23 protein-coding genes and 1 tRNA gene are annotated in these 21,336 nt (G+C 68.0%); 8 read left to right on the forward strand and 16 right to left on the reverse strand.

Annotated elements, in window-relative coordinates:
* Positions 1 to 40 precede the first annotated feature (40 nt).
* Both K6T25_RS04225 and K6T25_RS15750 read left to right on the forward strand, forming a co-directional pair.
* Positions 41 to 112, forward strand: a tRNA-Ala gene (locus tag K6T25_RS04225).
* 297 nt (positions 113 to 409) lie between these two features.
* The gene (locus K6T25_RS15750; protein WP_345778229.1) at positions 410 to 670 is read left to right on the forward strand and encodes a DUF7386 family protein; all 261 of its coding nucleotides are present in this window, start codon (positions 410 to 412) and stop codon (positions 668 to 670) included.
* Positions 671 to 1,199: 529 nt separating this feature from the next.
* Here K6T25_RS15750 and K6T25_RS04235 read toward each other — a convergent pair.
* The 5 genes from K6T25_RS04235 to K6T25_RS04255 all read right to left on the reverse strand — a co-directional run bounded on the left by K6T25_RS04235 (position 1,200) and on the right by K6T25_RS04255 (position 7,026).
* Positions 1,200 to 1,346, reverse strand: a complete 147-nt coding sequence (locus tag K6T25_RS04235; protein ID WP_222916755.1) for a hypothetical protein — start codon at positions 1,344 to 1,346, stop codon at positions 1,200 to 1,202.
* On the reverse strand, positions 1,343 to 1,717 hold the full coding sequence (locus tag K6T25_RS04240) for a DUF7718 family protein (RefSeq protein WP_222916757.1): 375 nt from the start codon (positions 1,715 to 1,717) through the stop codon (positions 1,343 to 1,345). Before K6T25_RS04240 ends, K6T25_RS04235 begins: the two co-directional genes overlap by 4 nt.
* A complete protein-coding gene (locus K6T25_RS04245; protein WP_222916759.1) occupies positions 1,710 to 1,994 on the reverse strand; it encodes a MarR family transcriptional regulator in 285 nt (94 codons plus the stop codon). The genes K6T25_RS04240 and K6T25_RS04245 overlap by 8 nt, the downstream gene beginning before the upstream one ends.
* A gap of 869 nt (positions 1,995 to 2,863) precedes the next feature.
* Positions 2,864 to 5,848 (reverse strand): DUF7827 domain-containing protein, encoded by a 2,985-nt coding sequence (locus K6T25_RS04250; protein ID WP_222917845.1) that lies wholly within the window; start codon positions 5,846 to 5,848, stop codon positions 2,864 to 2,866.
* Positions 5,849 to 6,354: 506 nt separating this feature from the next.
* Positions 6,355 to 7,026 carry an HAD family hydrolase gene (locus K6T25_RS04255; RefSeq protein ID WP_222916760.1) on the reverse strand — a complete coding sequence of 224 codons (672 nt, stop codon included), beginning with the start codon at positions 7,024 to 7,026 and terminating at the stop codon, positions 6,355 to 6,357.
* A gap of 167 nt (positions 7,027 to 7,193) precedes the next feature.
* On the opposite strand from K6T25_RS04255, the gene K6T25_RS04260 reads away from it, so the two are divergent.
* Positions 7,194 to 7,382, forward strand: coding sequence for a hypothetical protein (locus tag K6T25_RS04260; protein WP_222916762.1), 189 nt, complete (start codon positions 7,194 to 7,196; stop codon positions 7,380 to 7,382).
* A 58-nt stretch (positions 7,383 to 7,440) separates the two neighbouring features.
* Here the strand turns inward: K6T25_RS04260 and K6T25_RS04265 are convergent, their stop codons facing one another.
* Positions 7,441 to 8,772 carry an RNB domain-containing ribonuclease gene (locus tag K6T25_RS04265; RefSeq protein WP_222916764.1) on the reverse strand — a complete coding sequence of 444 codons (1,332 nt, stop codon included), beginning with the start codon at positions 8,770 to 8,772 and terminating at the stop codon, positions 7,441 to 7,443.
* A gap of 254 nt (positions 8,773 to 9,026) precedes the next feature.
* A complete protein-coding gene (locus K6T25_RS04270; RefSeq protein ID WP_222916765.1) occupies positions 9,027 to 9,365 on the reverse strand; it encodes a DUF7562 family protein in 339 nt (112 codons plus the stop codon).
* 131 nt (positions 9,366 to 9,496) lie between these two features.
* Here K6T25_RS04270 and K6T25_RS04275 point away from each other — a divergent pair, with 131 nt between their 5' ends.
* Positions 9,497 to 9,991 carry an RNA-binding protein gene (locus K6T25_RS04275; RefSeq protein WP_222916767.1) on the forward strand — a complete coding sequence of 165 codons (495 nt, stop codon included), beginning with the start codon at positions 9,497 to 9,499 and terminating at the stop codon, positions 9,989 to 9,991.
* A 29-nt stretch (positions 9,992 to 10,020) separates the two neighbouring features.
* Here the strand turns inward: K6T25_RS04275 and K6T25_RS04280 are convergent, their stop codons facing one another.
* Together K6T25_RS04280 and K6T25_RS04285 are read right to left on the reverse strand one after the other, a co-directional pair.
* The gene (locus K6T25_RS04280) at positions 10,021 to 10,359 is read right to left on the reverse strand and encodes a DUF8070 family membrane protein (protein WP_222916769.1); all 339 of its coding nucleotides are present in this window, start codon (positions 10,357 to 10,359) and stop codon (positions 10,021 to 10,023) included.
* Positions 10,360 to 10,448: 89 nt separating this feature from the next.
* Entirely contained in the window at positions 10,449 to 11,228 is a 780-nt protein-coding gene (locus K6T25_RS04285) for a DUF1028 domain-containing protein (RefSeq protein ID WP_222916770.1), read from the reverse strand.
* Positions 11,229 to 11,418: 190 nt separating this feature from the next.
* Between K6T25_RS04285 and K6T25_RS04290 the strand changes: the two genes are divergently transcribed.
* A complete protein-coding gene (locus K6T25_RS04290; protein ID WP_222916772.1) occupies positions 11,419 to 11,775 on the forward strand; it encodes a cell division protein SepF in 357 nt (118 codons plus the stop codon).
* A 27-nt stretch (positions 11,776 to 11,802) separates the two neighbouring features.
* On the opposite strand, the gene K6T25_RS04295 is transcribed toward K6T25_RS04290, so the two are convergent.
* Positions 11,803 to 12,819: a PrsW family intramembrane metalloprotease gene (locus K6T25_RS04295; protein WP_222916774.1), complete on the reverse strand. Its 1,017-nt coding sequence runs from the start codon at positions 12,817 to 12,819 to the stop codon at positions 11,803 to 11,805.
* Positions 12,820 to 12,958: 139 nt separating this feature from the next.
* Between K6T25_RS04295 and K6T25_RS04300 the strand changes: the two genes are divergently transcribed.
* Entirely contained in the window at positions 12,959 to 13,333 is a 375-nt protein-coding gene (locus K6T25_RS04300; protein WP_222916776.1) for a DUF7532 family protein, read from the forward strand.
* Complete coding sequence (locus K6T25_RS04305) at positions 13,330 to 14,820, forward strand: ribonuclease FAU-1 family protein (RefSeq protein ID WP_222916777.1); 1,491 nt, start codon at positions 13,330 to 13,332, stop codon at positions 14,818 to 14,820. Before K6T25_RS04300 ends, K6T25_RS04305 begins: the two co-directional genes overlap by 4 nt.
* Before the next feature lie 41 nt (positions 14,821 to 14,861).
* Here the strand turns inward: K6T25_RS04305 and K6T25_RS04310 are convergent, their stop codons facing one another.
* The 6 genes from K6T25_RS04310 to K6T25_RS04335 form a co-directional block, all read right to left on the reverse strand.
* The gene (locus K6T25_RS04310; protein WP_222916778.1) at positions 14,862 to 15,182 is read right to left on the reverse strand and encodes a NifU family protein; all 321 of its coding nucleotides are present in this window, start codon (positions 15,180 to 15,182) and stop codon (positions 14,862 to 14,864) included.
* 132 nt (positions 15,183 to 15,314) lie between these two features.
* Positions 15,315 to 16,910 (reverse strand): LVIVD repeat-containing protein, encoded by a 1,596-nt coding sequence (locus K6T25_RS04315; RefSeq protein ID WP_222916780.1) that lies wholly within the window; start codon positions 16,908 to 16,910, stop codon positions 15,315 to 15,317.
* 165 nt (positions 16,911 to 17,075) lie between these two features.
* A complete protein-coding gene (locus K6T25_RS04320; protein ID WP_222916782.1) occupies positions 17,076 to 18,041 on the reverse strand; it encodes an ROK family protein in 966 nt (321 codons plus the stop codon).
* Positions 18,042 to 18,195: 154 nt separating this feature from the next.
* A complete protein-coding gene (locus tag K6T25_RS04325) occupies positions 18,196 to 18,639 on the reverse strand; it encodes a universal stress protein (protein ID WP_222916784.1) in 444 nt (147 codons plus the stop codon).
* 206 nt (positions 18,640 to 18,845) lie between these two features.
* Entirely contained in the window at positions 18,846 to 19,229 is a 384-nt protein-coding gene (locus tag K6T25_RS04330; protein ID WP_222916786.1) for a DUF5611 family protein, read from the reverse strand.
* 264 nt (positions 19,230 to 19,493) lie between these two features.
* Positions 19,494 to 20,792 carry a DUF7093 family protein gene (locus K6T25_RS04335; protein WP_222916788.1) on the reverse strand — a complete coding sequence of 433 codons (1,299 nt, stop codon included), beginning with the start codon at positions 20,790 to 20,792 and terminating at the stop codon, positions 19,494 to 19,496.
* Between the two features lie 149 nt (positions 20,793 to 20,941).
* On the opposite strand from K6T25_RS04335, the gene K6T25_RS04340 reads away from it, so the two are divergent.
* Positions 20,942 to 21,241 carry a DUF6432 family protein gene (locus tag K6T25_RS04340; RefSeq protein ID WP_222916790.1) on the forward strand — a complete coding sequence of 100 codons (300 nt, stop codon included), beginning with the start codon at positions 20,942 to 20,944 and terminating at the stop codon, positions 21,239 to 21,241.
* The last annotated feature ends 95 nt before the right edge of the window (positions 21,242 to 21,336 follow it).

The following is a 21,336-nucleotide window of genomic DNA, read 5'->3' on the forward strand; positions in this document are numbered from 1 at the left end:
ACGGAACCCTCAAGTGCGATCCCGGGGTTCGATACAGTGCGGGCTCGTAGATCAGTGGTAGATCGCTTCCTTCGCAAGGAAGAGGCCCTGGGTTCAAATCCCAGCGAGTCCACTCCCCTTCGCGGTTCTCAAGAAGGTCTCGTTATTCCGGTAGTGACCGGTGTTTCTCCACCGTTTCCGTCTTAGCGTCTCGTAATAATACCCCCCGGCACGGGAGAGTTCACAACGGGGAGTCTTCCGGGCCGTCGGAGTCTCACGATTACAGCGAAGGATTCGGGGGGCGATCAGCGTGAAACCGTTCGTCCGCGCGTCCCGCCTGTACGACGCCGCGACCTCCGTTCATAAGCACCGACTCGTTCAGCAACTCGGGTACCGCGGGATTCGGCCCCCGGTGCATACCCTTGACCACATGACCGACCGAACCAGCCTCAAGCTGACCGACGAGCGGAAACGAGAGTTCGACCGAGCCGCCGAGATCGTCGCCTCCGGCCCCGAAGACGATCCGCCGCGCTCGAAAGTGATCGATGCCGCGCTTCGGCACCTCATCGAGTCGAAAGAGAACATCGAGGGCGCCCGCGACGACGTGGACCCGACCACGATTCAGAAAGTCGCGAACACGTCCGTTCTCGGGTTGCGGTACCGGACGCGCGTCGAGAGTCGGTTTCGGTAGCTCAGAACGTGAAGCTTCGACTTGATTCGGCTTCGACCTCCTCAACGCCTGCGTAGTAGTATTCTTCCACGTTCCGGTGTGAGACAGCGATTCACGGGTATTCCCGTTCGACAGGTCAGCCATCTGCCGGGCCTTCGCCCGAGCGCGGTTCATCGCTTCCTCCGAGTAGAAGCGCGCGTCTTCCGTGTTCGCCGCGTCCCGCGCCTCCTCGAAACTGTCCGCCGCCGAGTCGAACAGCGACGACGCCGCGCCGTACTCGTTTTGTGCTCCTTCCGTGTTTCCAGCGTCTTTCATCTCGGCCGCCTGGGATGCCGTCGAGTTTGCTTCCCCGTACAGGGTGCGGCCCTCGCTGTACGACTGAACGACGGCATCGTTCGCGAGGCAACCCGTAAGTCCGCCGAGGAGGGCCAGAGACGCCGACGACGTGATGAACCCCCTACGGTTCATATTTTTAGCTCTACAACTGGGTTGATAAATCTATGAGCCGTCGGTATCAGAGCCGAGTACCACACGCAGAAAACGAACGTCTCTACTCCTCGCCGCCGTCCGCGATCCGCTTCCCGCCGGCACGGTAGTCCTCCGGGTCGCCGCCGAGATCTTCTGCGAGCGCTTCCCGCAGTTCCTCGCCCTGCTCTTCCATCGCCTCCTTGAACTCCGCGAGTTCCTCGTCGGTCATTGGTTCCGTATTCCGTGCCATTCCTCGTACCTCTTGATATACCGTTCACCGTGTTCGGATAAGTGTTCTTCGGCGAACGACAACGCCTCGCTCGGCGGCATCGGCGGGGACACCTCTCCACCGTCGATCTGCTCGCCGTCGCGGTACACGTCCATGTGGACGCCCTCTTCCAGCACGTCGTGCCCGAAATCCGATTCAGGGTCATGGTCAAAGCGCACGACGGGTTCCCACCCGTTGCCCCGGTCGTACTCGATCTGCACGACGAAGCGGGTTATCGTCCCGTTGTCGGAGGTGTAGCCGATTCGCCGCCGTACGCGGTAATCGAGCGGAGTGGTGAACTCGCGATCGTACTCGCGCGGGTCGTCACTCATCGTCGCGTTCGAGGTCTGAGGCGTCGAGGTCGCCCGAGAGGAATTCACGGCCGAGTCCCGAAAGCTCGTACAATCCGCTTTCCTCGCTCTTCTGGAGTAATCCTTCTTCGGCTAATTCTCTCAGACGCTTATTCACATACTGCCGATCGTACTCGATGTTGGCAGAGATCACCTTTGCGGACGCCTCTATGTCGTGATTCTCGAAGAATAGTAGAACCTCGTAATCAACAGGGCTGAACCACGACACTCGTTCTACCATTTCATCAATCCGGCTCATGCCGTCTCAAAAGGCGGTTCTATGTGGTTTCAATCTAACTACGTTCGTATATAGTCTAACACTACGTACGTCGTCAGACCTATACCACGGACCGGCATATCGGGGAGTCGAGCGCGATTCACCCGGGCCGCGTCGCTGCCGACGTGAGTCCGTGAAAACGAGAGCGGACCGACGGTAGGGCGTCGGTCCGGGTGGTCGCGCCAACGACCGAACCATGTTGACCAGGGGAACACGCGGGGAAATAGACCCGCGAACGACGACAGCACCGCTTCACTTCCGGTCGCGGCCACGCTCCGATACTGGCCGCCCACCCGTACGACGGCGTTCGATTCCGCACATCCGCCGGTTCCACTTACAGTCCGCCCACAAGGCTCGAGTTCTTTACGGGTTGGTCCCTTCAGCCACCTATGTCGGATCGAACACGACGAATCGAGTTGGACGACGACATAGATCGTCTGCGGTATCGCTGCCCCAAGGGCCACACCTCGTGGGAGCCGACGAACAATCACTTCTGGTGTGCGACGTGCGCGCGACGGCATGCCGACGCAGCATTCACGCATCTCGTCGATCACAAGACGCGCGAGGAGATCCGCTCGTCGAGGATGTCGTCGAGGAGCACTTCGGGATCGACGACGCGTACGGCCTCGCCGAGTAGTGGATCACCCCGATCCGAACACCGGCGCGTCGGCGATGGGGCGATTCAGTGAGCAGTTCGCAGGATCGGCTCATCTCCGCCCCGATCGTGTCGTGTTCGCGCTAGAGGGCGCGGTCCAACCGACAGCACCGTCGCTGGTCGGTGTGAGCGCGTCGAAAGAATGGGTCCGCGTGAAGCGGACGTGACCGGGTTACGGCCGGTCAGTCGTGATTAGTTAGTTGTTGCGACGAGCGGCCAGCAGCGCGGCGCCCATCAGGGCGATGACTGCCAGCACCGCGCCGAAGCCGGGCGTCGACGTCGAGGTCGTCGTCTCCTCGCCGCCGTCGTCGGGCGTCGCGGTCGCGGTCGGCGTGCCCTCGTCAGGCGTCGCCGTCGCGGTTGCCGTCGCGGTTGCGGTTGCCGTTGCCGTCGCGGTCGCGGTTGCCGTGCCGTCGTCGGCAGGCGTCGCGGTCGCGGTCGGCGTGGCCGTGCTCTCGACGAGCACGCCGTCAGCCGACGCTGAGAAGGCTGCCTGGCGGGCGCTCGCGGTGAACGTGTCGCCAGCAGCGTTGTTGCTCAGGTTGAACGTTGCCTCGAACGAGCCGTCCGAAGCGACAGTCACGGTCTGCGTCTCGATGAAGCGCGGCTGCGTCTCGTCGGTGGACTGGACGCGAACCGTGAACTCCGTCCCGGGCGCGACGTTCGTCGTACCCGTGATGGACGCGTTCCCGGCGACTGCTTCAACCTCGTCGTCAGCGTTCGTGTCGAAGCTGCCCGTTGCCTCCTCGACACTGAAGTTCGCTGCGGCGGTCTGGTACTCGTCCTCGGCGTTCTCTGCGGTGACATCGCTGTCGATGTCGAGGAGGTGCTCGTCCTGCACGTTGACCTCCGTCTCGACGTTGTCACCGTCCTCGAAGCCATTGCTCTCGAGGAGGCTCGAGTCAACGAAGACGTAGTAGTCCGAGGATTCCTCGTCGTACACGACCGTCAGGCCGTCAGGAGCACTGCTGCCCTGCTTGCTCAGGTTGAGCATAGCGGGGTCAGCGTTCGAGCCGGGGTTGGTCTCTTCGAAGAGAACCTCCAGCACGGGCTGGCCGTACGCGTTGTTGGTCTGCGTCGCCTTGTAGAAGGCGGTGGTCGTGGAGTCGTCGCTGGCACTCACGTTCGCGAGGATGCCCTCGAGACCATCAGCGGAAACCTGGTGGACCAGGACGTCGTCCATGCTACCATCGGGGTCGATAGCGACCGTGTCAGTCGGCGTGACCTGGCCGTCCTTCGCCGAGTCGATGGCTGCGACCTCGTCGACGTCCTCGTCGTCGATCGCGTCAGTCACAGTCTCGAGCGTGTCGTCGCTCGTCCGCCAGAGCTGCTGGCTCGGTGCCGAGCGCTCCTCGATGATGAGCGTGCCGACCTCGTCGGGGCTGTCGGCCGTCGCGGCCGCGTCGCCCGTGCTCGTACTGACGATGTAGTCGCCAGTGTCGAGAATGTCCGAGAGGTCCTGCTCGTCGTCGCCCTGGTTGTCCAGCACGACTGTGTCGTCAGTGCCCTCGCTGTCGCCAGCGAGCGTGACGATAGTGCTGCCGGTCGTGCCGGCAGTGTAGGTGTTGAAGTCGAACGTAACCTCGCCGTCGTCATTGCCGTCCGTGACAGTGACGTTGGCTTGGTAGCCGTCCTCAGCGATGTCGCCGATGAGGACGGTCGCCTCGGTGGCGCCGTTGTTCAGTTCGATCGTGAACTCAGCCTGGTCACCCTGCGTGACCGTGACCGTGCCCGCGCCGAGTGCGGACTCGCCCTCTTCAGTCTCGCTGACGGTCACGTCGTTGGTCGACGCCGTGACGCCGGTGTCGACGTCAGTGAGCTCGACCGAGTAGGTGCCCGTATCCGAGAGCGAGCCGACGTCGAACGTGCCCTCACCGGAGCCGTCAAGCGTGACGGTTGCGGTCTTGACAACGTCGTCGTCGGAGTCGGTAACCTCGACGGTGATGTCGCGGTTACCGGCGTTGGCGGTGACCTCGCCGGTCAGAGCGTCGGCAGTCGTGATGTTCTCCTCATCAACCGAGGCGTCTAGACCCAGGCTGCGGATACCGAGGCTGTAGGCCGCGTCAGTACCCGAGAACTGGTACGTGGTGCTCGTATTCCGGTCGGACGTGTCGAAGAGATACACGTCGCTGTTGACACCGGAAGTGCCAGAGAACACGAAGTCAGTCTCCGTGTCGATTTCGAAACTGGCGTCGGAAGTGGACTCGAAGTTCAGAGCCACAACTTCACCCTGGAACGAGTTGCTGTCCGGTGTATCGTCAGCCGTACCACCGTCAGCGTTGATCGTCTGGGACGAGACGGTAACGCTCACGTTACCAGGCTGGCTGGAGTTGCCGACCCGGTCCTGAATCGCGTTAATGTTGACCACAACATCATCCGAGGGGTCAACGGCGGAGCTGAGCGGGATCTCGAGCGCACCGTTGTCCGAGGCTGTTGCGATAGTTCCGGTACTGACAGTGTCACCGTTGACGTAAACCGTAACGTTTGCGCTGTCCAGCGCGGTCTCGGTCGTGGTGATGTCGGTGTTGTTCTTGAATACGGGGTCGTTGAACGCGACCTCAATGTCGTCAGTCGTGTCAGAGTTGTCGTTGGCGAATGCGACCGCACTACTGACCTGAGGGTCGTCCTCGTTGGTCACCCGAATGTCTCCGAGAGTACCGGAGATTGAGGTTCCACCAGAGTCACCACCACCGATAGAGACGGTGTAGTAGTCTTCGGTCTGCGGTGTCGTCACCGTCCCGTTGACGAAGACGCTGTAGTCACCTGCAGTACCACCGTTGAAGGTGACAGTAATCGTGTCAGCTTCTCCGTCAGCACCATCAGCAGAACTGGTAGCGACGGATGCTGTCACGGTGTTTCCGCTAGGGTCCTTTACAACGACTGAGTCAGTCGTCAGGCTGGTGAATTCTGTATCAGCGACCGAGGTGGTACCGTCGTTCGGGAGAGTGAACGTAACGGTGTCACTACCACCAGCAGTATCACTACTGAGTTCAACAGTAGTGTTGAATTCATAATCTATACTAGTGCCTGTTGCGGCCGATTCCGGAGAGAGACTCTGGTTAGAGAGGTCTCCGACTGCCGCAGCGGCTGTGCCTGCAAACGCGATAGTCCCAGCGAAGACGCTGAAGACCATCAGCGCTGTCAGGAACAGCGCGCGGATCGTATTGTTGTTGTCTGTCATGGTTTGCTTTGAATCGCACCGCACTGCATCGCATTGCACCGGCAGCGTCCTCCCGAGCCTGCTGCAGACGCCCGCCTGCCACACCCGACACCGGTTGTCGGTGGACAGCCGGACTCGGTCTGGGGCTGCGTGGCTACCAGCGTATTCGGGTAGGGGTATCAGAGACAAGTGGCGGTCACGGTAAATACTTTGTGCGAACGACATGGGTGTGATAACCCATCACACGGGCGAGAGAGGACTCCAGACGCCCGATCTCGAAAATCCGGTCTCGATCGACTGTGAACGGTATCGTCGACGTTCGACCCGAATCGAGACCGACGTGAGACCCACGCTGTCTGTACGGGCCCACAGCGGGGGGGCGCCACGTTCCTCGGGCCGGGAATTCGCCTGCCCCTGCCTTGTTTCACGCGGTAGTGACCCACAGGCCGTCGTCGGACCGTTCGCGAACGTCGCGGGCGCCCGCGGGCGCGGACAAGTTCGGCGGTTCACGTCGGCGACGGTGGGGCTCAGTCCGCGACCGCCAGTCGCTCCACGAGTTCGTGCAGCGAGTCGACGTCGTACTCCGGCGTCGGGTCGGGATCGGCGTCGGCGTTGAACTCCCGCCGGACGAGCGCGGCGTCGATGCCGGCGTTGTGGGCGGCCGCGACGTCGGAGGAACGGTCCCCGACGTAGACGGCCCGGTCCGCCGTGAGATCACGCAGGGCGCGTTCCATGTATCCCGTCGCCGGTTTCTCGGCCCCGACGTCCTCGATCCCCGGTCGAAGGCCGTACCAGGTGTCGAAGCGGTCCCGGAGGTCGAACCGGTCGAGGACGGTCTCGACGGCCGTGTGCTGGTTGTTGCTCACGATCCCGCGGGCGCCCGGGAGGTCGAGGGCCGCCCCCGCGTCGTCGTACAGCGCCTTCTCCCCGTCCTCGATCGCGGTCGCCTGGTTCGCGGTGACCAGCTCGTTGCGGCGGCGCCAGAGCCGGTCGAACGCGACCTCGTGTGTCGACTCGAAGCGGGCGGTCGCGTCCTCGAGGCCGCCGCGGAGCGTGCGAACCGCCCGGAACTCCTCGTCGGTCGGCTCGTCGATGCCCGCCTCCCGCAGCGCGCGCTCGGCGGCGTCGTCGAACACCCACGACGGCGACCGCTCGATCAACACCCCGTCCATGTCGAACACCACGGCGTCGTAGTCCATGCACTTCCCAGCGGTGCCGATCTCATCAGACTGGCGGCTCCGGCCGGCCGCCGCGAGGGCGGACCGCTCTGTCGAGGGTCCCCACGGACCGCAACGGTGCCGTACCTCGGTTTTACTTCCACTCCGCATGGCTCGCGTACAAGTCACCTCCCCCCGCATGGGTACGTATGAGCACGACACCGACCGTCGCCTCGCCCGAACGCGTCGACGTGGAGTCGAGCACCCGAGCGCGCATCGACGTGACGGGGACGAGCGTCACCGAGGTGGAGTCGTTCCTGGAGCGCACCGAGAGCCGGATCTACTTCGAGCGGCGCGGCGCGACGACCGACCTGGTGGTCGTTGCGGACCGACGGTAGGCCATCGGTCGCACGGACGGCGGGGGGATCGAGCGGACGCGCCCCCGCGCCGGCGGGATCACTCCGGAACGGTGTCCGGGCGGTCGTACTGGGCGTCCTCGGGGTCGTCCATCACCTCGACGCCGCGGTTGTTCACCGCGTACGAGTCGAGGCCGACCTCCTGCATGAACTGTTTGTACAGTCGCTCGGCCGTCTCGCCGTCCTTCTGCTTGTCGGAGGCGCTGTCGCACAGCTCGACGAGGGTCTCGGGCACGTCGTTCTCGTGGACGATCCAGTGGTTGATCAGGTCCGAGAGCCGACGGATCGGGCTCGTGAAGTGCCCGTAGATGTCGAAGTTGAGCGCGTGGTGGCCGCCGAAGGGGTCGTTCATGTACTTCGCGCGGGGCATCACCTTCAGCACCGCCCGTTGGATCTTGTTGAGCTGTCGGTCCGGCGCCTCCTCCAGGGCGGCGTTGACCGCCTTGCGCGGGTCGTCGCCCCACGCGTCGCCGGGGATCGAGACCCCGTCGAGCTCCTGGATCTCCTTGAGCGCCTCGTTCCACTGCTCGGGCGTCGGCTGCGGGTGGACGCGGTACATCGCCTCGACGCCGCGGTTCCACATCAGCTCGTGGGTGACCGCCTTGTTCGCCTTCAGCATGCACTCCTCGATGATGGTGTGTGCGCGGTCGCGGCTCGGGTTGAGCACGAGCGAGCCGTCCGCCTTGCGCTGCTCGTGGAGCTGGTCGGCCACCTCGTACGCGAGCGTGCACTTCTCGTGCAGCGGCGCGTCGGGGTCCTCGAGGCGCGCCTCACACTGCTTGTAGGTGAGGCGCTCGTCGGAGTTGATCACCGACTTGTAGATGTCCACCTCATCGAACGAGAGCGTCTCCTTGTCGATGTGCATCTCGACGGTGTGCGCGAGTCGGTCCTCGTTGGGGACCAGCGAGCAGACGGTCTCCGCGAGGATCGGCGGGAGCATGTGGACGGTGTAGCCCGGCAGGTACACCGTGTTGCCGCGCTCGACTGCCTCCTCCCACATCGCGGAGTCCGGGTGGACGTAGTGGCTCACGTCGGCGATGTGGACCCACAGGTGGTACTCGTCGGCCGCCTCCTCGACGGAGATGGCGTCGTCGAAGTCCTGGGCGTCGGCGGGGTCGGTCGTCCACGTGGTCAGCTCCCGGAGGTCCTGTCGCTCGTCGATCTCGTCTTGGATCTCCTGTTGGACGCCCTCGGTGCGGTCCTTCGCCTCCCGTTTCACCTCCGGCGGGAACTCGTCGCGGATCTCGAACTCCGCGAACAGCGACTCGCGTTTGTCCGCGAGCGCGTCCGCGAGGCCCTGCGTGATGGTGACCGGACCCTGGTCCTCGGCGGTGCCCTGGGCCGGCTCCTCTTCCGACTGTGCGTCACTCATGGCGCGAGCTACGGTTGTGTGGTACGTGAGGGTTTCGGGGAGTGCGTCGCCGAACGAACGAAGTGAGTGAGGCGACGGTCGAAGGGCGGCGCGCTTGCGGGCGCGCCGCCCACGAGGAGTGCGTGGTCGACGGAGCGAACGAAGTGAGCGACCGGGCCCACGGAGACACGACGGAGCGGTCCGTGTGCCGCGCCGTCCGAGAACTGCGTCAGCGAGCGGGTAACGCGACCGAGCGAGCCGACGGCGCCGCGGCCTCAGTCCTTGCGACCCCCGGTGTCCTCGGCGTCCTCGGCGTCGGTCTCCGCCTCGCCGTAGCGACGCGAGACCTCGCGCTGGTACGCCTCGACGTACGTCTCCTGTGTGTCGCCGCCGGCGGCCGCCTCGACGTCGACCAACAGCGCCTCCAGATCGTCGCGCGGCTGGTGTGAGAGGTCGCGATAACACCCCTTACAGAGGTACTCGAACTCCTTGTCGCGTCGGTTCCAACGATCGCCGTGCTTGTCGTACTCGCGAGCCTCCTCGCGGGGGAGCGACTCGCCGCAGGCGATACAGACGACGGCGGACCGGTCCCGGTCCCGCCGGGATCCCCACATGGACCGTACTCCGGCGTCGGTCGACTTAGCGTTTGTCGTGCGATCGGCACCCACGCCGCGGGTACCCCGGGCGACAGACGGGCCCCGACGCCGAGCGGTCGATTTATCCGCCGACGCGCGGAGGAACGAACATGGACGTCAAGTCACGTCACCACCTCCGAAGCGACGCCGTCTCGGAGATCCGCGACGCGCTCGCCGATCGCCTCGGCGTCGACCTGGAGGGCGAGTCCTTCGAGCTGGTCGAGCTGACCGGCTCCCCCTTCGATCTGGTGCTCGTCGACGGCGAGCCGGACGTGCTGTACTACGAGCCCGACGACGGCGACCGCGAGCCGTTTCTCACGGTCCGGGGCGCCAACGACCACCCGCCCGACCGGGGCGTCGTCACCGTCGACGCCGGCGCGGTGTCGTTCGTCTCCGACGGCGCCGACGTGATGCGCCCGGGGATCACCGAGGCCGACGACTCGATCGCCGAGGGCGACCTCGTCGCGGTCGCCGAGGAGACCCACGGGAAGGTGCTCGGCGTCGGCCGCGCGCTCGTCGACGGCGCGGAGATGGCCGGCGACTCGGGCAAGGTCGTGAAGTCGCTCCACCACGTCGGCGACGACCTCTACGAGTTCTCGATCTGAGCGGTTGCGACGGCGCCGTCGACCGCCGATCAGGCGACGAACACGGTGACCGCGATGGCGACGGGACTCCACACCAGCATGCCGATCCCGTAGAAGAACAGCCGGACGTCCGAGGGAAGCGACTCGGGCGCGTTGTCGGCGGCGTCGCTGACGGTCCCGGCGACGCCCATCGAGTCCGCGTTGGATATCGCCGTCGTCGTGCGGACGTTCCCGCCGCCACCGGCCGCCCACAGCAGCGTCGCGAGGCCGGCGACGAACGTCACGACCGCCGCGGCGGTGCCCGCGAGCGCGACGAGGACGGCGACGGTCCCGCCGGCGGCGAGGAGGCTGTAGCGGAGCAGTCCGCGACGGAGGAGGGCCCAGTCCATGCGCCGACGTGACCGCGTGTCGACAAAATGGTTCGGACGGAACGGTGCCCGCCCGCGATCCCGGCCGTCGGGATCGCGGTTCCCGTGGATCACTCGGCGGTGGCCTCGGCGTCCCCGTTCGGGTCGCCGTCGGCGTCCTCGTCCCGCCGATCCCCGGCGTCCGCCTCGTCCCCGTCCTCGTCGTCTTCCCGTTCGTCGGCGTACTCCTCCATGAGGATCTCCCGTCCCCGTCGCGCCTCCTCGAACGTCTCACGGAGGTCGGCGATGGGGGTCTCCGTGGCGTCGACGCGCAGGTCGTCGTAGTAGGTGCCGACCGCCCGCTCCTCGGTCGTCGCCACCTGCAGCGCGGCCGACTGCACCGGGAGGTGCTCGCGCTTGTCGCCCCCCTCCGCGTGGCCGGCCTCCAGCGCGTCGATCAACCGCTCCGCGAGCGGGGCGTCGCCGAAGGCGTCCGACTCGTAGGCGCTCGCGACCGCCTCGATCACCGCCTCGCCCGTGAGGAGGTTGCCGGCGACGGTGTAGTTCTCGCCACCGGTGTGGCCGTACCAGTCGTTGCACTCCTCGCCGGAGAACGTGAACGTGCCGTCGGCGTCGACGCCGTGAAGCTGGCGCTGCTCGGCGCCGTCGTCGGCGTTCAGAAGCGACTGGAGCGCGTCCTCGACGGCGAGGCCGTCGTCGATGTACTCGATCCCCTTGCGTCCCAACTCCACGTTCACGAGCGACTGCGTGGCGACCGCGCCGTTCTCGGAGACGAACGGACAGAGCGTGCCGACGCCGGGTAGCCGAGTCGTGACCGCGACGCCGAACCGAGTCTGTCGGTCGCCCTCCTCGTCGGTGTACTCCTCGCGGACGCAGATACTGAAGGTCACGTCGTCCCCCGCTGGGTGCGGTCGACGCAAAAAGGCGGGGGTCCCGGAACGCGGGAGGCCGAACGGCGAAGCTTCCGGAACGCGAGAGGTCGAACTGCGGGGTGCCCGGAACACGAACGCCGGAGTCAGACGCGCGTCCGCGCCGCGTCCGACGTACAGACTTATGGGTGGAGGGAGTTTGGTGGCGTACATGGGCATCATGAGCAAGATCCTCGGGGGCGGGGGGACCCACAGCGCCGAGGACTACGTCGAACTGGACCTCGACGACTTCGAGAACGCCCGGGGCGGCGCCGGGATGCAGGTCCACATCGCGGAGATCTCCGACCAGCGAGACGTCATCGACATCAAGGACGCCGTCTACGACGGCGACTTCGTCATCGCCGACATCACCCGCCACTCGACGACCGACCAGACGGTGGAACGCATCATCGACGAGCTCCGGCAGGTCGTCGGCGAGGTCGACGGCGACATCGTTCAGAAGGGCGACGACCAGCTCGTCATCACGCCCACCGGCGTGACGGTGAGCCGCGAGAAGCTCGGCGAGTAGGAGCGACGACCCGCACGGAGTTCCGGTTCAGGCGTCGAACTCCGTCAGCTCCGAGCGCTGTTCCTCTTCGGCAGGTGCGTCCGTCTCGTGAGCGGAGGTGTACGCCGTCCGGTACCGGTTGATCTTGCGCAGGAGAACCAACGCGAACACGCCGTCGAACATCGCGATGTAGACGAACGACGACGCCAGCGTCGGCAGCCCGACGAACGCGCTCAACGCCGCCGAACCGATCCCGACGGTGGAGTTGTACGTGGCGTGGATGAGCGCGGCGATGACCAGGCCCTTCACGACGATCGGCCCGCGGTTCTCGGGGTTGAACTTCGCCAGGCCGAGGTAGTAGCCCGCGAACGCCGAGTAGATGACGTGCCCCGGTCCGGCGAGCGCGCGAGTGAAGGTGATCCCGCCGCCGATCCCGATCAGCCCCAGCCCGAGGTCGAGTCCGCTCTGCTCGATGCCGCGGGAGATGTACAGCGCGTTCTCGATGAACGCGAAACCGAGGCCCGCCATCGCGCCGTACACCGCGCCGTCGAGCACCGAGTCGAAGCTGTCGTGGCTGTAGGCGTACAGCCGGACCGCCAGCAGCTTCACCGTCTCCTCGACGGGCCCGACGATCAGGAAGAAGAACGCGACCGTGCCGAGGAAGCCGATCGGGCTGAAGTACGGCTGCGCGACGGAGTTGAGTATCGCCGCGAAGTTCGCGGTGAGCACGCCGAGCATGAACGTCGCGACGAGCAGCCCGAGCGGCGCGCTCGTGGTGATGTCCGAGCGATAGACGTACGCGGCGAGCGCGAACGCGGGGATGGCAGACAGGAGCGTGAGCGCGCCGATCGCCGGGTTCGTCACCGCCGAGAACCCGCCGATCCCGACCAACAGAAGCCCCGCGACGAGGATCGTTCCCCACCGGGCCGATCCGGAGAGAAGCCGATAGATCGCGACCGAGAGTCCGTCGAGCGACGTTCGCTCCTCCCAGGTCGCCACGTCGTACAGATCCACCGAGGGGTCCGCCGCGTCCTCGATCGGGTCGGTGCGCTCCTTCTTGCCCATCGTGTGTGAGCCGGAGACGCGCCGGAGACTTGTGTCTTGTTGCAGGTCGGACCCGGAGGCCGTTCCGGCGGACCGCCGACCGGAACAGTCCCGCTTCCCGGACCGGTACGTTTGACACGCGCCCCGCCCAAGCCGCGGTATGCACTTCGACCCGCGCGAACAGGCGGCGCTTCGCGAGGTCGGCCTCGACGCCGACGACCTCGAAGCCGCCTCGGAGCTGGTTGCGGACGCGGTCGACGAGGCGGCGACCGACCTCGCCGACTTCTTCGAGGGCGACGGGCCCTACTACTCGGACATGGACACCGCCCACAGCGACGGCGGGGTCCGCGAGCACGACGTGGACCACCTCGACGTGTACACCCACGCGGCGGACCTCCGCGGCTACCTGCGGTTCGACCGCTGGGGCGTTCCCGTCGAGGACGGCCGCGTGCTGAACGACGAGACCGTCGAACTCACCCTCGGCGACACCGTGAACGACCGCGTGCGCTTCGCGACTGACCCCGACGCGTTATGAGCGGCGACGGGAACGGCGGCGCGGGAGCGGACGCCGACGGCGACGAAGCCGCGTCCCAGCGCGTCCGCGTCAGGGGTATCTACGCCACGGCGCTCACCCGGTCGCTGCTCGACGCCGGCCACGACGTGGTGCAGGCGAGCCCCCCGATCCGGCGTCGGTTCGACGCCGACCTCCCCGCCGCCGACCACGACGCCGGCGTCGAGACCACCGACGACCGACAGGGCGTCGGCGTCGCGGGCGACCCGGCTGCGGTGGCGACGCTCCGTGACCACCTGCTCGACGTGGGGCTCGACGCGCTCGCGTGGGACGATCCCGCGCCGCTGGGCGCGGTGTTCGACGGCGTCGTCTCGGAGACGCTCGGCGGCGGGGCGGTGATCGACCTCGGCGAGTCGGGTGCGGAGGGGTTCCTCCCGTTCGACAACGCCGACGGCTACGTCGGCGAGGACGACGTCCTCCGCGTGCAGGTGCTCACACCGGCGTCGCCGTGGGCCGACGACCGCCCGACGCTCGACACCCGCGTCCGCGCGATGGCCGGCCTCGCGACGCTCGTTCCCGGCCGCGAGGGCGTCCGCGTCAGCGGCGCCGACGACGCCGACGCCCGCGAGTTGGCCGGGATGACCGACCTCCTCTCGGCCGACGTGCCCGACGGCTGGGGGATCGAGTGGAGCCGGGACGCCCGCGACGCGGACATGGACGCGCTCGGCGACGCGCTGACGCGGGCGAGCGAGCACGCCCGGACGCTCGACGGCGCGCTGGAGAAGCCCCAGAACGAACCGGGACTGCTCGCGTCGCCGACCGCGGGCGCGTGGGTGTGGTTCGGCCGCGAGTGTCGCTTCGCGCTGGACGACCTGCGCCGCGAGGTGACGACGACGATGCCCGGCCACCACCGGACGAAGGCCGCCTCGCGGTCCGCCTCCGCCGGCGTCGATCTGGCGGAGGCGCTCGTCGCGTCGGGCGAGTTCGCGCGCGACCCCGGCGACGACACGGACTTCCCGTTCGGCGTCGTCACGGAGCAGTTCGGCCCGCACGTGGGCGACCGCGTCGCCATCGGCCACGGGAAGCCCGACGGCCGGCTCATCGTCCTCGGGCGCGGCGAGGTGACCGACCTCGACCCGTCGGACGGCTCGGTGACGGTCGAGCGTCGGATGAGCGCCGGCGGCAGCTACGACGCGCTCGACACCCGACGGGAGGCGGGCGACGTGGCGACGACGACGTTCCGAGAGGGGCGGTGGTGGTACCCGACGGTCTACCGCGGCGAGGACGGCAAGCGAAAGGGCACCTACGTGAACGTCTGCACCCCCGTCGAGGCGTTCCCGGACTCCCTGCGCTACGTCGACCTCCACGTCGACGTGGTGAAACACGGCGACGGCCGCGTGGAGCGCGTCGACGACGACGAACTCGACGAGGCGGTCGAACGCGGCAACCTCACGGAGGAACTGGCCGAGAAAGCCAGAAGCGTGGCGACGGCGCTGGAGCGGGCGCTGTAGTCGGGCGCGTCAACGGGACCTGCGACCGAACGGACGGTGCCTCAGAAGTGGTCCGACGACTCCGTCGAGTACTGGAGGTCGCCGCCGCGGCCGCCCTCGACGGTGCTGGAGCCCATGTCGCCGGTGTCGGGGACCTTCACGTGAACCTCCTCGACCTCGTCGAAGTCCATGATCAGGTCGCGTTTGATGTTCTGTGCGGTGAGATCGGAGATGCCACAGCCCGAACAGGTGCCGCCGAGCTCGACGACGACGACGCCCTCCTCGGCGTCGGCCTCGCGCACGACGCTCGTCCCGCCGTGCATCTGGATGATCGGCATCTGTCCGACCATCCACGTCTCGACGCGCTCCGCGAGGTCGCTCATTACCCCGTATTGGTCGCCGAAGGGTTGAAAGCTTGCGGTTGCACGGCCCCCGAAGTCGGCGGAAGAAACACCCTCACGGTCGTTACGGACGGATCCCGCGGCGTCGGCGACTCACTTCACGCCGACGGCAACTTACTTCGGGTCGTCGCCGTCGCCGCGGCCACCGTCACCGCCGGCAGTCCCGGCGTCGCCGAAGCCGGTCGGTCGCCACCCGGCGAGCGCCGCGGCGACGCTCGCGCCGACCCCCACGCCCGCCACCGCGCCCGCGACGCCGAACCCCGGGGCGGCCGCGCTGGAGTCCGTCGATGTGGTCTCGGTCCCTCCTGGGGTGTCGGTTTCCGTTCCCGTCGATCCCGTCGTCGGCGACCCGGTCGCCGGCGGCTGCCTCGTCTCCGTGCCCTCGCCGTCCAGCCGTGAGCGGTCGCCGCCGACGCCGGCGCGGTCGGGGAACGTCCACAGCCCCGCGGGGGCGCCGGCGCGCGTCCCCATCGACGGCGCGATGAAGAACTCCCCGGGAACCGCGAGGGAGGCTCCCCAAACCCGGGCCGCGTCCGGGTCCGCCCACCACGTCTCCTCGACCGGGTCGCTCGGGTCGGACACGTCGTGGCGCTTCACGCCGCCCTGGTACCACGAGGTGTACAGCGTGTCGTCGGTCAGGTCGAGGTTGTGCGCGGTCGTCCAGATCCCGTCGAACATGGGGTTCGGCGACGGCGGCGGGTCGATGCTCGACAGGTGAGCGGGGTCGCCGGGGTCGGACACGTCGTACAAGTCGACGCCGCTGGGCCCGCCGATCAGATCGCCGTCGTACTCGACGGCCCAGCTCTCGCGCCCGACCGCGAGGGTGTCGCCGCCGGGCGCGAGCACGGCGACGTGGTGGTTGCCGGGCGGTACGGTCCCCGCCCGCGGCGGCGGGTCGCGTAACGCGGCCGGGTCTCCGGGGTCGACAGCGCCCAGCAGGGTCGGGTCCGAGGGGTCGGACACGTCGAGCAGGTACGTCCCGGCGTCCCAGTACGAGGCGGCGGCGACGCCGTCGCGGACGGTCACGTCGTGGATCGGCCGGAGCGCGCGCGACACGTCGCGCCAGGACTCGTCGGCGTCGAACAGCGACCAGCGGCCGACCTCGGAGCCGTCCTCGACGTCGACGACGACGAGGGGGGACCCCTCCTCCCCGTTGCCCGTCAGATAGCAGTACCGGCCGTCGAGGTCGCAGTTGTGGATCGGGAACTCGGTCCGGTGAAAGGCCACCTCGTCGGGCTTCCCGGGATCGGAGACGTCGACCGCGAGGACGCCGTGTGGGCTCTCCTGACCCGGGTGCGCGGGTCCGACGGCGACGAGGCGGTCCCCCGAGAGCTTCACGTCGTTGACCTGTCCGAAGGGCCCGCTCTCGCGGTCGGCGAGGAGGTCGCGCCGCTCCGCCAGCACCGTCGGCTCGGCCGGGTCCGAGACGTCGACCGTCGCGTACCCGTCGCCGAGCGCGAGGTACGCCGTTCGACCGTCCGCCGAGACGACCGCCTCGCGGGTCCCAGCCACCTCGACGGAGCCGAGCGGAGCGTACGCACCGTCGGTCGAGTCGTCGCCGGAGTCGTCGCCGGCGGTGCCGGTGCCGTCGCTGTCGGTCGTGGAGTGTGCGCTCGCGAGAGCAACGGGGGAGGACCGACCGGCTGAACTGGAGATACCACCCGTGCCGAGGGCCGCCCCGGCAGCGCGGAGGACGCGACGGCGTCGCATACCTGACTGTCGGGGGCGGAGCCGGATAGGGCTAGCGGCGGTCGCCATCGGGCCGAACGGATCGACGGCCGGCGCCGAGGGAAACGATGCGATCGAATCCGGGAGCGACGTCGTGCGCTCGCCGGTGCCGCCGGGCTACGTCGTGCGCTCGCCGGTGCCGCCGGGCTACGTCGTGCGCTCGCCGGTGCCGCCGGTGATGGCGGACGCGAGCGCACCCTTGACGACCACGTCGTCGCCCATATCCGTGAGTCGCACGTCGGGGACGTTGACGAAGGTCGTCTCCTCCAAGCGCTCGCGGACGGGATCGAGCACGAGGTCGGGGTTGTTGAGCGCGACGGCGCCGCCGACGCGAACCACAAGCGGGGCGTACGCGTTCGCGAGGTTGGTGAACCCGATCACATTCCAGTCCGCGACGCGGTCGATGACGCGGTCCGCGAGCGGGTCCGAGCCGTGTGCTTCGAACACGTCGACCGCGGAGAAGCCGGGATCGTCCAACGGGAGGTCCGTGGGGAGGTGGTCGTCGGTCGTCTCCGCGAGGTGTCGGGCGTACGCCGGGATGTTGTTGCCCGAGCAGTACGCCTCCCAGTGCCCGTCGCGACCGCACCCGCAGGTCATCGCGCCGTCGGGGTCGACGACCATGTGCCCGACCTCGCCGGCGTTGCCGTCCCACCCCGAGAGGACGTGGCCGTCGACGCAGACCCCCGCGCCGAGTCCCGAGGAGATGGTGACGTACGCCATGTCGTCGGGGTTGCGGTCGCTGTGAAAGCGCTCGCCGATGACGCCCGCGATCGTGTCGTTGTGGAGGTACACCTCCTCGGTGTCGAGCAGCTCCGAGAGCGGTCCGACCAGCGGGACCTGACCGATCCCGGGGACGTTCGCCGGACCGTCGATGATGCCCTCGGCCAGGTCCAGCGGGCCGATAGAGGCGATCCCCGCCGCCGTCGCGTCCGCGGGGTCGACGCCGACCGCCGCGCACGCCTCGCGGACGACGCGCAACACGGCCTCGGTGATCGCGATGCCGGAGGTTCGTGGAGTGGCGGTCTCCGCACGCGAAAGGATGTCCGCCCGGTCGTCGCCGACGACGGCACGGAGGTTCGTGGCCCCCAGATCCACGCCCACGTAGTAGGCCATCACCACGATGGTTCGGGCGGCCGCACTTACGGATACCGCTTTCTCACACGGACCCGAGTGAACGACTGGCCGTCGACAGCGATCCGGCCGCCGCTAACCGAGGGACGGACGGTCGATCGACCCCGAACTGACGGTCGATCCCCCCGAACGAGCGTTACTCCTCGCGGACGAACGTCACCGGACACGGCGCCGACAGCAGGATCTGCTGGGCGGTCGACCCGAAGACGGCCTTCCCTGTCGGGGACCGCTTGCGGCCGCCGACGAACACGCGGTCGGCGCCGACCCGCTTCGCCAGGCCGGCGATCGCCTCGCCGGGGTCGCCGACGACGCCCTCGACCCCGAACTCGACGCCGGCGGCCTCGATCGCCTTCGTCGCGCGTCGAACGCTCCCGAGCCGCCGAGCCACGTCCGTCGGCGTTCCGTCGACGCCCTCCAGCCGCGAGAGCGCCTCGTTCACGGCCGACTGGCTCTCGAACACGTGGGCGACGACGATGTCCGCCCCGATCTGGGCGGCCAGATCGATCGCCTCCTGGGTCATGTAGTCGAGCCGGTCGCCGTCATCGCGCTTCACCGTCAGCAGGATCGTCTCGATGCTCATACCCGTACTACTCCCCCCGAGGGGAAAAGGCTAGTGCTGATTTACTCATATTCGAAGTAATGTTTATCATGGTCTGAAACATCCGTTTTCGATGCTCTCGACGTGTGCGGTCGCGAACCAAGCCAAGAACCAACGTGCAAACACTGGCCGCGAAACGAGGGGTCGATCCGTTGTCGCAAACCCGGAGAAAGGCGTGGATCGCGAGCTCAGTAGTCGGGCGCGTCGTCCTCGACGTCGCGCTTCATGGAGTCGCGGCGCGACTTGGCGTCGCGGCCGGTCGAGTCGAGCAGGAACGTGTTCTTCGCGTCGACCGCGTCGGCGGCGGCGTCGGCGTTGCCCTCGGCGATGACATCCTCCGCGGGGCGCTCCTCGAAGTGGACGGCGAGTTTGTCCTTCTTGCCCGAGTACGACGCCGCGCCGGCGACGATGCGCTCGAACACGGGGTTGTCGGGGTCCTCGACGACGTACAGTTCGTGTCCCTCCCACTCCTCTGTTCCGGAGACGGGTCCGAACCGCTCCTCGATCTCCGCTTTCAGGTCGGGCATTCGGTCCTCGAGATGTTCGCCGCGACGCATCTTGTACTGCTTCATGCCCGCTCGTTCGCCGGGGGACGGTAAACACGTTTCGTCAGCCGCCGCTGCGACGGGTCTGTCCGTCGGAGCCGTGCGATCCCGGACGTCGGCTGCCGTGCCGATACCGGCCCGTGCGGGATCGAGGCGAGTCGAACGCCGGGATCCGACGGCGACCGCTCGACTCGCGGCGAGGAACGAACCCGGACGGCACAGTCGACGACCGGCCGTCCCGGAACACCCGACGCAACGCGCTCGGACCGGTCGGGCTCGTGGCGTCGCGGGCTACTGGAGCTCGCGCTCCTCGATGTACCCGCGCTTGCACTCCGGACAGATGTCGCCGGCGCGCATGGAGGAGGCGCCGACGCGTTCGGTGTTGCCACAGTCCGGGCAGACGTAGACAGTGTCGACGTTGTCGACGGTCGTCCGTAGCTCGACGTTGGGGGTCGAGCGTCCGGCGTCGGCTGCGTCCGTCGGACTCCCGTCGCCGCCGCCGACATCGCCGCGTCCGTCGTCAGCGGCCGCGGGAGCAGCGGACTCCTCGTTCGCAGCAGCGTCGGCGTCGGCCTCGATGAACTCCACGTCCTCCTGGCGTGCGACCTCGGGATCGACCTGCGGGGTGAGGTTGCCGTCGACCGAGACGTCCGCGTCGTCGCCGTCGAGTTCCGCGTCGTACCCCTCGTCCTCGACCGCCTGCTCGGGCCAGTCGGCGGGGCCGTCGCCGTCGATGAACTCCGCGTCCTCGCCGGTCGGGTCCGCGGCCGCGCCCGGCTCGTCGGCCCGCTTCGCGTCCGGGACCACGTCCGTTCGGGCCTCGTTGGCGGCGTCGTCCTCGGCGGTCGGGTCGGCGTCGTCACCGAGGAACTCCACGTCCTCGTCCTCGCCCTCGGCGGGGCTGTGCGGGCCGTCGGCGTCGGGCCACTCCCCTCGCTCGGGTTCCCCCTCGGGAGCGTCGTCGCCGCGGCGGTTCGCGTCGGCGTCCGGCCACTCGCCGTGGCCTCGCTCGGCCGACTCGGACGGCTGTGCCGGCTCGCCGTCGGCGTCGAGGATCTCCGCGTCCCCCTCGACGTCGGCGTCGACGGAGCCGTCGGTCGGCTCCGCGGTCGGGTGGTCGAAGCCGTCCTCGGTCACCGCCGCGCCGTCCTCCGCGCTGTCATCCGCTGACACGTCGACTGCGACCGTCTCGTCGGCGGGGGAGTCTGACGCCGCGGCGCCCGTCGCGTCCGAGGTGCCGGTCGTGTCCGCCGTCTCGGCGGTCGTCGCGTCGGCGGTCGCCGTCTCGGCGGTCGTCGCGTCGGCGGTCGCCGTCTCGGCGGTCGTCGCGTCGGCGGTCGCCGTCTCGGCGGTCGTCGAATCGGCCGCCGCCCCGCCGTCGCCGCCGGTCGAGTCGGAGCCGTCGGCGTCGTTCCGGTTCCGTCCCGCCGTCGTTACCTCCTTGTTCTCGGAGACGACACGCGTCTCGCCGCAGCGACTGCACTCTTTCACCTCCGTGATCGTGGTGATGACCTCGTCCCCCCGCACCTCGCGGTCTCGTTCCGTCCTCGGCTCCGAGAAGTCGTGGCCGAGGAGACATCTGAGTCCCATTGTGCCTACGAATCACCCAAACCCATAAAAGGGTTCGCTCGCGTCCGACGCGCGGCACGCGCGCTGCGGCGCCGAGCGCCGGCGGCGTCCGCCGAGTCGAGGCTCGCGCCTCCGGTACACGTAAGCCGACTCCGGGCGATCACTCGAGCATGAGGGTGCCGCCCGAGTTCCGCGACAGGGACGACACGCAGGTGGCGGTTCTCGACGCGCTCGTCGGCCGCGCCGACGACGGGATGACGGTGCTGGAGCTCCGTTCGGGCGTCGACGCGACGATCGACGAGGTCGAGGACGCGCTGTCGGCGCTGAAGACGGCCGGACTGATCGACGTCGAGCAGGCGGACAGCCGGGTCCGGATCTATCCCGACGACCGCGTCGTTCCCGACGCCGGCGAGCACGTCGACGACGAGCCCGGGCTGCTCGAAGCGATCCGACGCCGGCTCGGGCTGTGACCGTCGCGGCCGGGGGTTCGATCCCCCGGCCGACGGACGACGGCTCCGGGCTTCGTTCTCCCCAGTGGTCCGTCCGACTGCGGTTCCGGTCCTCT

This window comes from Halobaculum rubrum (assembly GCF_019880225.1).
GTDB lineage: Archaea > Halobacteriota > Halobacteria > Halobacteriales > Haloferacaceae > Halobaculum > Halobaculum rubrum.

Excerpts from the sequence above, each read along its gene's own strand:
- K6T25_RS15750 (WP_345778229.1), top strand. The coding sequence starts at position 410 with ATGACCGACCGAACCAGCCTCAAGCTGACCGACGAGCGGAAACGAGAG.
- K6T25_RS04290 (WP_222916772.1), top strand. The coding sequence starts at position 11,419 with ATGGGCATCATGAGCAAGATCCTCGGGGGCGGGGGGACCCACAGCGCC.
- K6T25_RS04250 (WP_222917845.1), bottom strand. The coding sequence starts at position 5,848 with ATGACAGACAACAACAATACGATCCGCGCGCTGTTCCTGACAGCGCTG.
- K6T25_RS04245 (WP_222916759.1), bottom strand. The coding sequence starts at position 1,994 with ATGAGCCGGATTGATGAAATGGTAGAACGAGTGTCGTGGTTCAGCCCT.
- K6T25_RS04240 (WP_222916757.1), bottom strand. The coding sequence starts at position 1,717 with ATGAGTGACGACCCGCGCGAGTACGATCGCGAGTTCACCACTCCGCTC.
- K6T25_RS04325 (WP_222916784.1), bottom strand. The coding sequence starts at position 18,639 with ATGAGCATCGAGACGATCCTGCTGACGGTGAAGCGCGATGACGGCGAC.
- K6T25_RS04255 (WP_222916760.1), bottom strand. The coding sequence starts at position 7,026 with ATGGACTACGACGCCGTGGTGTTCGACATGGACGGGGTGTTGATCGAG.
- K6T25_RS04315 (WP_222916780.1), bottom strand. The coding sequence starts at position 16,910 with ATGCGACGCCGTCGCGTCCTCCGCGCTGCCGGGGCGGCCCTCGGCACG.
- K6T25_RS04330 (WP_222916786.1), bottom strand. The coding sequence starts at position 19,229 with ATGAAGCAGTACAAGATGCGTCGCGGCGAACATCTCGAGGACCGAATG.
- K6T25_RS04260 (WP_222916762.1), top strand. The coding sequence starts at position 7,194 with ATGAGCACGACACCGACCGTCGCCTCGCCCGAACGCGTCGACGTGGAG.
- K6T25_RS04265 (WP_222916764.1), bottom strand. The coding sequence starts at position 8,772 with ATGAGTGACGCACAGTCGGAAGAGGAGCCGGCCCAGGGCACCGCCGAG.
- K6T25_RS04300 (WP_222916776.1), top strand. The coding sequence starts at position 12,959 with ATGCACTTCGACCCGCGCGAACAGGCGGCGCTTCGCGAGGTCGGCCTC.
- K6T25_RS04295 (WP_222916774.1), bottom strand. The coding sequence starts at position 12,819 with ATGGGCAAGAAGGAGCGCACCGACCCGATCGAGGACGCGGCGGACCCC.
- K6T25_RS04310 (WP_222916778.1), bottom strand. The coding sequence starts at position 15,182 with ATGAGCGACCTCGCGGAGCGCGTCGAGACGTGGATGGTCGGACAGATG.
- K6T25_RS04275 (WP_222916767.1), top strand. The coding sequence starts at position 9,497 with ATGGACGTCAAGTCACGTCACCACCTCCGAAGCGACGCCGTCTCGGAG.
- K6T25_RS04280 (WP_222916769.1), bottom strand. The coding sequence starts at position 10,359 with ATGGACTGGGCCCTCCTCCGTCGCGGACTGCTCCGCTACAGCCTCCTC.
- K6T25_RS04335 (WP_222916788.1), bottom strand. The coding sequence starts at position 20,792 with ATGGGACTCAGATGTCTCCTCGGCCACGACTTCTCGGAGCCGAGGACG.
- K6T25_RS04235 (WP_222916755.1), bottom strand. The coding sequence starts at position 1,346 with ATGACCGACGAGGAACTCGCGGAGTTCAAGGAGGCGATGGAAGAGCAG.
- K6T25_RS04320 (WP_222916782.1), bottom strand. The coding sequence starts at position 18,041 with ATGGCCTACTACGTGGGCGTGGATCTGGGGGCCACGAACCTCCGTGCC.
- K6T25_RS04305 (WP_222916777.1), top strand. The coding sequence starts at position 13,330 with ATGAGCGGCGACGGGAACGGCGGCGCGGGAGCGGACGCCGACGGCGAC.
- K6T25_RS04340 (WP_222916790.1), top strand. The coding sequence starts at position 20,942 with ATGAGGGTGCCGCCCGAGTTCCGCGACAGGGACGACACGCAGGTGGCG.
- K6T25_RS04270 (WP_222916765.1), bottom strand. The coding sequence starts at position 9,365 with ATGTGGGGATCCCGGCGGGACCGGGACCGGTCCGCCGTCGTCTGTATC.